Annotated in this window: 11 protein-coding genes and 1 tRNA gene; 3 read left to right on the top strand and 9 right to left on the bottom strand. The window is 43.5% G+C overall.

The window, feature by feature from the left end; all coding sequences use genetic code 11:
• Nucleotides 1-166: 166 nt before the first annotated feature.
• From ICN21_RS08845 to ICN21_RS08810, 8 genes are all read right to left on the bottom strand, one after another.
• Nucleotides 167-688: a pilin gene (locus ICN21_RS08845; RefSeq protein ID WP_216178143.1), complete on the bottom strand. Its 522-nt coding sequence runs from the start codon at nt 686-688 to the stop codon at nt 167-169.
• 121 nt (nt 689-809) lie between these two features.
• Complete coding sequence (locus tag ICN21_RS08840; RefSeq protein WP_215318939.1) at nt 810-1,514, bottom strand: TerC family protein; 705 nt, start codon at nt 1,512-1,514, stop codon at nt 810-812.
• A gap of 96 nt (nt 1,515-1,610) precedes the next feature.
• Complete coding sequence (gene sucD, locus ICN21_RS08835; protein WP_216126802.1) at nt 1,611-2,504, bottom strand: succinate--CoA ligase subunit alpha; 894 nt, start codon at nt 2,502-2,504, stop codon at nt 1,611-1,613.
• A gap of 15 nt (nt 2,505-2,519) precedes the next feature.
• Entirely contained in the window at nt 2,520-3,689 is a 1,170-nt protein-coding gene (gene sucC / locus ICN21_RS08830; RefSeq protein WP_216178142.1) for an ADP-forming succinate--CoA ligase subunit beta, read from the bottom strand.
• A gap of 188 nt (nt 3,690-3,877) precedes the next feature.
• Complete coding sequence (gene recX / locus ICN21_RS08825; RefSeq protein WP_216178141.1) at nt 3,878-4,396, bottom strand: recombination regulator RecX; 519 nt, start codon at nt 4,394-4,396, stop codon at nt 3,878-3,880.
• A gap of 17 nt (nt 4,397-4,413) precedes the next feature.
• Nucleotides 4,414-5,505: a recombinase RecA gene (recA, locus tag ICN21_RS08820; RefSeq protein ID WP_215295804.1), complete on the bottom strand. Its 1,092-nt coding sequence runs from the start codon at nt 5,503-5,505 to the stop codon at nt 4,414-4,416.
• Between the two features lie 119 nt (nt 5,506-5,624).
• A complete protein-coding gene (locus ICN21_RS08815; RefSeq protein WP_216178140.1) occupies nt 5,625-6,158 on the bottom strand; it encodes a DUF2878 domain-containing protein in 534 nt (177 codons plus the stop codon).
• Nucleotides 6,159-6,218: 60 nt separating this feature from the next.
• Nucleotides 6,219-6,295: transfer RNA gene (locus ICN21_RS08810), tRNA-Met, on the bottom strand.
• 186 nt (nt 6,296-6,481) lie between these two features.
• Here ICN21_RS08810 and ICN21_RS08805 point away from each other — a divergent pair.
• Complete coding sequence (locus ICN21_RS08805) at nt 6,482-6,871, top strand: hypothetical protein (RefSeq protein ID WP_216178139.1); 390 nt, start codon at nt 6,482-6,484, stop codon at nt 6,869-6,871.
• Nucleotides 6,872-6,885: 14 nt separating this feature from the next.
• Here ICN21_RS08805 and ICN21_RS08800 read toward each other — a convergent pair whose 3' ends face one another.
• Nucleotides 6,886-7,452 (bottom strand): SRPBCC family protein, encoded by a 567-nt coding sequence (locus tag ICN21_RS08800; RefSeq protein ID WP_215297502.1) that lies wholly within the window; start codon nt 7,450-7,452, stop codon nt 6,886-6,888.
• 375 nt (nt 7,453-7,827) lie between these two features.
• Here ICN21_RS08800 and ICN21_RS08795 point away from each other — a divergent pair, with 375 nt between their 5' ends.
• The gene (locus ICN21_RS08795) at nt 7,828-8,148 is read left to right on the top strand and encodes a DUF6150 family protein (RefSeq protein ID WP_216178138.1); all 321 of its coding nucleotides are present in this window, start codon (nt 7,828-7,830) and stop codon (nt 8,146-8,148) included.
• Between the two features lie 16 nt (nt 8,149-8,164).
• On the top strand, nt 8,165-8,776 hold the full coding sequence (locus tag ICN21_RS08790; protein ID WP_216178137.1) for an MOSC domain-containing protein: 612 nt from the start codon (nt 8,165-8,167) through the stop codon (nt 8,774-8,776).
• Nucleotides 8,777-8,807 lie beyond the last annotated feature (31 nt).

Genomic DNA, 8,807 nt, shown 5'->3' with positions numbered 1-8,807 from the left:
ACCCGCTTAAGACCGCCAAACTTTAGAAACTCTTTAACTACCTTTAGCTTGAACTGCTTGCTGTACTTGCTCATAAAACAAAACCCCCTTGGTTGGACATAGCGTCCAACTTTTGGGGGTCAGTTCACGAAGGTGGCTTACCCATCAATAGTTACAGAAGAAATCTTTATTTACTAATTCTGCACTCAGAAGGTAGTAACTGAGAAATTAGATTGGTCTCAGTCGATCTGCATGACCAACCTCCAGCCCAAGTTGAGCCCTCAGGTTTTGACAAATCAATTGGCTTAGGTGAGTTTGTATCTGGCTCATTGGTGGGAACAAGGTGCAATGTGTTTTTACCTTCAGGCGCCACACTAATTTGGTAATCAATCGCAATTGCCCCTGATGGGGTAACTTCAATCAATTTAACGCTTCGTGTTGGCGTAAAGGTGAAAGATCCGCTTGTGGCTTCATCCATAGGCACAGTTCCACGACTAGCAAATGCTTCTGTGACGGCAAGCTTTGCGCTGGAGGAAAGATTCATGCCTTCAATAACTCGGCTACGAGCAATGTAGTCCTGATACTGAGGCACTGCCACTGCAACCAAAATTCCAATGATCGCCACTACCACCATGACTTCTATCAGCGTAAAGCCAGACTCTTGATGAGCCTCTTGTTGTCCCTGCTTGTCCTGATTTTTACTTTGCATATCTTCTAGCTCCTGAGGTGAAATACCTCATCATCCAGTCTATACCTCTTGAACTCAATGAGGCTAAGAAGTAAAAAAGCCGGCTTTCAAGGCCGGCTTTTCTGATTACCTGGAAAGAAATTTACGCTTCTTTGTGAGCATTCTTTTTCTTTAAATAGGTTCCAACCAAAATAACAATTGCGACACCAATCACCTCAAAGGCGAGCTTTGCATCACCTAATGCCTCTTGGATACTATCTTTAATAGCTGGATCATCAACCAACATACCACCAGCTAGAAGGCCTAATAAACCAGCACCCAAAGTAATAATGATTGGGAAACGCTCCATCACCTTTAACAACATGGCGCTGCCAAAAATGATTAATGGGATAGACATTCCAAGTCCAATAATCAGAAGCAATAAACGAGTTTCTTCTGGACCCTTTTGTGCGGCCGCGGCTACAGCTAAAACGTTATCCAAACTCATGACTAAGTCTGCAATCAAGATTGTACGTATGGCCGCCCAAATACTTGTCTTAGCCTCCATATGCTCTTCCCCGCCGCTATCAGACAATAACTGAATGCCGATATACAACAGCAATAAACCGCCGACGATTTTTAGATAAGGCAAGGTTAGCAAGGCTACTGCAGTAATGGTTAGTACTACACGCAAAATAATTGCTGCTGCGCTACCCCAAAAAATGGCTTTCTTTTGTTGGGCTGGCGGCAGGTTACGTGATGCTAAAGCAATCACTACTGCGTTATCACCCGATAACAAAATATTCGCAACAATAATTGATAAGAGTGCCGCCCAAAAGGTAGCGTCAGAAAATGCTGAAAAATCCATGATGTCTCCTACGTTTTTTATGTTTTAACTTCTTTTAAACCACTGATTACTACAAAAAAGGATGCTGAATATTCAGCATCCTTTTTTGACCGCTCATTACAACATAGCTTTTAACAATGCAGCCATTTCCGATGGGTTCTTTGTCACCTTGAAACCACACTCTTCCATCACAGCAAGCTTAGCGTCAGCTGTATCTGCGCCCCCAGAAATCAACGCGCCTGCATGACCCATCCGCTTACCCGGAGGAGCAGTAACGCCTGCAATAAAGCCAACTATTGGCTTCTTCATATTATCTTTACACCAGCGCGCTGCCTCTGCCTCATCAGGTCCACCGATTTCCCCAATCATGATGACAGCGTCTGTATCTGGATCTTCATTAAACATGCGCATCACATCGATGTGCTTCAAACCATTAATCGGGTCTCCACCAATACCTACTGCAGTAGATTGACCTAAGCCAATTGCAGTCAATTGACCAACGGCTTCGTATGTCAAAGTTCCAGAGCGGCTCACAACACCAATACGACCTTTCTTGTGAATATGGCCTGGCATGATACCGATCTTGATTTCATCAGGAGTAATAATTCCTGGGCAGTTAGGGCCAAGTAACAAAGTTTTCTTGCCGCCCTTAGCTTCTTTAGCTTTCATCTTGTTACGCACTTCCAGCATGTCGCGTACTGGAATACCTTCTGTAATACAGATCACGAAATCAAGGTCAGCTTCAACTGCTTCCCAGATTGCAGCGGCTGCGCCTGGAGGTGGAACATAAATGACAGAAGTAGTTGCACCAGTTTGGGCCGCAGCCTCTTTAACAGTCGCATAAATTGGAATATTAAAAATAGACTCGCCAGCCTTTTTAGGATTTACGCCAGCAACGAAACAGTTTTTACCGTTTGCGTATTCCTGACATTTTTCAGTATGGAACTGACCGGTCTTACCAGTAATACCCTGTGTAATGACTTTGGTGTTTTTATTGATCAAAATAGACATATTGAAATTCCTGGATTATTTGTTTTTGGCAACAGCCGCAACTACCTTAGTAGCGGCTTCAGCCATTGAGTCGGCGCTAATGATTGGCAAACCAGAGTCCACAAGAATTTTCTTGCCTAACTCTTCATTAGTACCCTTCATGCGCACAACCAAAGGAACTGTGAGATTTACTGCCTTACAAGCAGTAACAACACCGTCAGCGATCACATCGCAACGCATAATCCCGCCGAAGATGTTGACCAAAATGGCTTCAACACTCTTATTCTTGAGCATGATCTTGAATGCTTCGGTCACTTTTTCTGCAGTAGCACCCCCGCCAACGTCTAAGAAGTTTGCAGGCTCGCCACCGAATAACTTAATCGTATCCATGGTTGCCATTGCTAAACCAGCGCCGTTTACGAGACAGCCAATATTGCCATCTAAGGAGATGTAAGCCAGATCAAATTTAGAAGCTTCAATCTCAGCAGCATCTTCTTCATCGATATCGCGGTAAGCAACTATTTCTGGATGACGGAATAATGCGTTTGGGTCAAAGTTGAACTTAGCGTCCAAAGCCTTGATCTTGCCATTACCTTCAAGAATCAATGGGTTGATTTCAACCAATGAAGCATCGGTATCCCAATAGGTCTTGTACAAGTTTTTGAATACATCACGAGCCATCGGAATAGAGGCTTCAGGAACACCAATACCTTTTGCAACGATATCGCAGTCAGCATCTGTCATTCCAATCAATGGATCAACAAATACTTTGATAATTTTTTCTGGATGAGATGCAGCGACTTCCTCAATATCCATTCCGCCTTCGCTAGAAGCCATGATCACATTTTTTTGTGTCGCGCGGTCTGTAACGATACTGAAGTAATACTCTTTTTTGATATCTGCACCGTCTTCAATTAAAAGACGATTGACTTTTTGACCTTCTAGGCCTGTCTGGTGAGTCTTGAGTTGCATACCCAAAATTTCGGATGCGTACTTCTTTACGTCATCCATACTTCTTGCCAACTTCACACCACCGCCTTTACCACGACCACCAGCATGAATTTGAGCCTTCACAACCCATACTGGGCCGCCGAGCTTTTCAGCAGCCTTCATAGCTTCATCTACACTAAATGCAGGAATGCCATTTGGAACAGGCACATTAAATTGGCGCAGAAGTTCTTTGCCCTGGTACTCGTGAATTTTCATAATTACTCCGAAACGGTATCTTTTGTAGCAAGCGATGAGGATTAGTAAAACCGATATTGCCTTGATCCCATACTTACTCGAGAAATAGCTAAATTAGCCAAATTTGAATAAATGCGAACGGCTTGACCGACTTCATAAGTCTATCATGTTGCAATGCCGCAAATGGCAATTTTTGATCCGTAATTGCCCTAATCAGGGCTTTGACCGCCAATTATTCTGGCCACCACATCTGAACTAAAACCCTTAGACGCCAAAAACCGATATTGCCTTGCGCGTTCTTTTTGATCCTGGGCTTTTTCCCCGTATTTTCTTGTCCAAAGATCATATGCCCGCTGAAATTCAGTCTCCTTTAAAGCCCCAAGGAGCTTGGCTGATTGCTGCGAGTCCACCCCCGCCCTCTCTAGCTCATCAGCAATTTTTCGAGTCCCATATCGCTCACTGCGCCTTCGCACCAAGGCTTCCGCAAATCGCTCGTCGGATAACCAACCACGAGTCTCAAAATCATCCAAAACAGCCTCAATACTAAGAGTGGTAGCTTGCGAGGTTTGCTCCAATTGCTCAGCGCCCAACCTTGCCCATCTAGCCTCTGATTCGGCCAACTTGGCGGCTAAAGTTTTGCGACTATATTCTCGGAGCGATAAAAGACGCAAAGCCCGAGCTTTGAGACTCGGGCTTTGTTTAGGTTTTTTGCTAGCTAATTCTGACATTGAATGATTCAACGCGGTTATTCGACTTCCTCTTCCTCGCTGAGGACATCGGTCACTACTGCAGAGCCAGATTTGACGCCTAGTTTCTCGCGAATTTTTGCTTCGATATCTTTAGCAATCGCTGGATTCTCTTTCAAGAAATCGCGCACATTGTCTTTACCCTGACCAATTCGGTCGCCGTTATAGCTATACCAAGAGCCAGACTTTTCAACGATATCGGCTTCAACACCCATATCAATGATTTCACCTTCTCTTGAAATACCGGCACCGTACATGATGTCAAAAATGGCCTCGCGGAATGGAGGAGAAACTTTGTTCTTCACAACCTTCACACGGGTTTCATTACCAACGACTTCGTCACCCTTCTTAATGCTACCAATACGGCGAATATCTAAGCGCATAGAAGCGTAGAACTTCAGTGCATTACCACCAGTAGTAGTCTCTGGGGAACCAAACATCACACCAATCTTCATGCGAATTTGGTTAATGAAGATCACGGTGGTGTTAGTGCGCTTGATAGCGCCAGTCAATTTACGCAATGCTTGACTCATCAAGCGAGCTTGCAAGCCGGGCAATGAGTCACCCATATCGCCTTCAATCTCAGCTTTGGGAACCAAAGCTGCAACGGAGTCAATGACGATCAAATCGATTGAGCCGGAGCGCACTAGAGCATCTGCGATTTCTAAAGCTTGCTCACCAGTGTCTGGTTGAGAAATCAATAAATTATTCACATCCACACCTAGGCGGGATGCGTACTGAACATCTAAAGCATGCTCAGCATCGATAAATGCGCAAGTACCACCAAGCTTTTGCATTTCTGCAATCGCATGCAAAGTTAAGGTTGTTTTACCGGACGATTCTGGGCCGTAGATTTCAATCACACGACCACGTGCTAGACCGCCAACTCCCAAGGCGATATCCAAGCCAAGTGAACCACTCGATACCACTTGAATATCTTGGCTAATTTCAGCATCGCCCAATCTCATGATCGAGCCCTTGCCAAATTGTTTCTCAATTTGCGCTAAGGCTGCTGTTAACGCCTTTTGCTTATCTCCACTCATCCCCTCAAATTCTGAGGAAGCTGATTTTCTTTTGTCATCCAAGGCCATTTTTTATTCCTTTTTCACTGTGTATTGGGCTTTTTCCCGAAGTTTCATCTACTGTTTAACAACTTAGGATTTACTGTATATAAAAACAGTAGTATTTGCAAGCGACTTTTCAAGGGAATTTACAGATTTTTTACTAGTCCCTGCTCGATTGGGGTGCGGTCCCAATAGAAAAAGAGAGGCATTGCAATCGCCCATACAACGCCAACTAGGATAAAACCCGTGATTTGACCTCCGGGACCCCATCCTCCAGCCCCTAATCGAATGCCAGCCTCATAGGAAAGGGGGCCAGAAATAGCGCCCAATACGGCTGTCCAGATGGGTCTACCCCGCAACCAAGATAAGGAACCGTTTACGGTAGTGGCCACTAACACCCAAAGAGTCCACATCCATAAAGGGGATAGAAAGGGAGAAGGCCAATCATCTCGGAAATCCAAGTAGCCTAAATACATGATGAGGGAGTCAGTACAAATTCCAAAGAAGAGGGCTTTTAATAGGAGGCTCAATTCGGCTCTAGGGGATGGAGAGCGCCATGCATGAAACGCTATATAGGCCAAAGTACCAATTACCGGCCATAGCACCTGCTGATTAGCTGCACCCAATACACAAGCAAACCAACCAGCTTGAAAAAAGACAAAGTTCCAAAATTTAGCCATATATGAATTCTAGCCAGCCTAAGAAAAAAGCCACTGCCGGTCGGCAATGGCCTGTAGATTTGGTGGCGAATCAGGGATTTGAACCCCGGACCTGCGGATTATGATTCCGTCGCTCTAACCAGCTGAGCTAATTCGCCGAACTGATGATTATAAAACAATAGAAGGGGTGCTGTCTAAATGAAGCTGACTGTGCTGATGACGCTGATTAGTTTCGCCGCTACCTTACGCAAACCTCATCTAACCTCTATTTAAAAGCGATCGGGACCTAAAAGTAGCGGGGGGGAGAAATCACTTATAGTTATAAAAAATATAAAGGGGTTGTTGTGAAACTATTGGTAACACTAATCTTTGTTAGCGCACTAATTGCTTGCTCGCAAAAACCTGACAACCTCACGCTAAGCTGTTACGGCGCCGTTATTAAGACGGAAGCAAAAAAAGAAATTGTTACACCTCAGGTGACGCGAACCTACAAGATTAAAGATTACAAAATCGATGATTATGAGTGTACCCAGCAATCCAACATCATTAGCTGCAATTTGATCAAAGAGTCCAACGGGGCAAGGCAGCGTAAACGTATTATTTACAATACAAGTACGCTCTCATTTGCCGAAATTGATGCCACTTGGTCTATTGGTGAAAAGATAAACCCTAACGAACGCACTATTGCTCGAGCAGAATTTATTGGTAGATGCGAAAAGCCGATCCTGAATTAAAAGAATGACGTAGCTTAGTTACAAGCAAAGTATTCAGTAAACTTCGCTTGCGCTGCTCTTTGTGCCATCAATTCGAATCGGCTACGAATACTATTTCTCACGAAATACTCAATCACCAGGGATGGAATGATGGAGTGCGGCTCCACAATCGCTTCATACCTAAAAAGCGTCTTATCTCTTCCCTCGCTAAGCCTCCAAGACCCTCGATATTGTTTGTTATCACCGCTTAGCTGCTCAAAAGTAATCAGTTTATTTGGGGTCTCTGTGTATTCCATGAGTGATTTCATTTCAACCGGAAAAAAGAGTATCTGCTCTCTAATTAACCTTTGAACACGTACCTTATTACGAGTCCGCGATATCACTTTCGATTCAACAATCCCAGGAATACTCTTGGCCCCCTCATAGTCAGTAATAAAAGCATAGGCAGCACAGATATCGATTGGTACTGCATAACTAGCCTGAATTTTGAAGTACCCATCTTCTGAAATGACGCTTACTTGCACATCATATGGATTCGCATTTTCTTGTGCGTGACTATGCAGTGCGCTGATAAATAAGAATAGGCAAACAATCCATTTCATCATTTAATTTTCATACTAAATTGTAAAGGCAGGATTTTGACCTGACATGTTCTCTCTTGACTTAGATGTAAAGGCAGGATTTTGACCTGACATGTTCTCTCTTGACTTAGATATTGAGGGGTGCCTAGATGCTCCGCTGTTCATATGACAAGTTTATGAATCTAGTCAATAGCTGTCATATTTGAAGTTTAGATATCAAATCTAAACATGAGAATTTCACTTTTTAAAATGTATCCGTAAATATTTTAGTTAGCGATAGAGCTGTCATATTCGATCCTCAAAAATAAGAGTGCATTATGAGGCTTAAAGTGCAATGAGTTTGCTCTAAAGAATCGATCTTGGCACCCTTTTTCTAAGAAATCGTAATATAGATGCATGAAAAGAGATTTCCAAAAACGGCTTGTCTTAGTGTTCTTGAGTGTTTTGATGCCTCTTAGCGCTTCTGCAGCCCAAATCTTCATTACTAACTATCCATCAGAAGCCAATGCTAAGGTCTTTGTTACAAAGTACCTGTCTGAAGCGAACTGCATCGTCTACGAAACCCAATACTCCAGCGACAAGGAACCAGGGGTATGGTTTTATACAAAATATAAAAGTGATGCGCGAGCCACTATCTACTACACCCAATACAAATCCGATGCCGACCTTATTGTGTATTTCACAAAATACAAAAGTGATGCACGCTGCCGTTACTAATAAAGAAACTTAAAGCATGAAACTCATTTCAATTTCAGCAGGAAAAGTTTTGCCTTTGTTTGGCAACCACCACCCCGATTACAAATCAGTCGCTTCGGCAATTCATAAAAAGAGTATTAGTAATTTACAAAATCCCATTTCAGTTGAAATTACTACTCTTGGAGTGGAGAGTGATGAGCAGGCTGACTTGAATGTGCATGGTGGCATTGAAAAAGCGATCTACGTCTATCCAGCCGAACACTACGCTTTTTGGAACGAGCTACTCAGCCGAGAAACTAAAAAAGAAGTTGCTCTCCAACATGGAGCTATCGGAGAAAACTTCACCATCGAAGGTTTGCTCGAGAGCGAGGTCTACGTTGGCGATACATTACTGATTGGCGATCTAGAATTTTCTGTAGTCAAACTGCGTGAACCCTGCTTTAAGTTCAATGCAGCATTGGGCTATAAAGGTGCTAGTAAAGTGATGCTCCAGTCGGGCTTTAGCGGCTGGTATCTTCGAGTACTCAAAACCGGAGCTTTAACAGCTGGCGCCCAAATCACCTTAATTCCAGGGCCCAGAAATATCTCCATTTCCCAGCAAAATAAAAATCTACTCAAGAACCGTAATCAAATCAATTTGTGGGAATAAAAAAACCCGACCATTTTGTGGTCGGGCTTCT

The sequence above is a fragment of the Polynucleobacter sp. AP-Feld-500C-C5 genome (assembly GCF_018882265.1).
Lineage (GTDB): Bacteria > Pseudomonadota > Gammaproteobacteria > Burkholderiales > Burkholderiaceae > Polynucleobacter.
The sequence above is the reverse complement of the archived record's forward strand: the minus strand, read 5'-3'. Positions and strand labels throughout refer to the sequence as shown.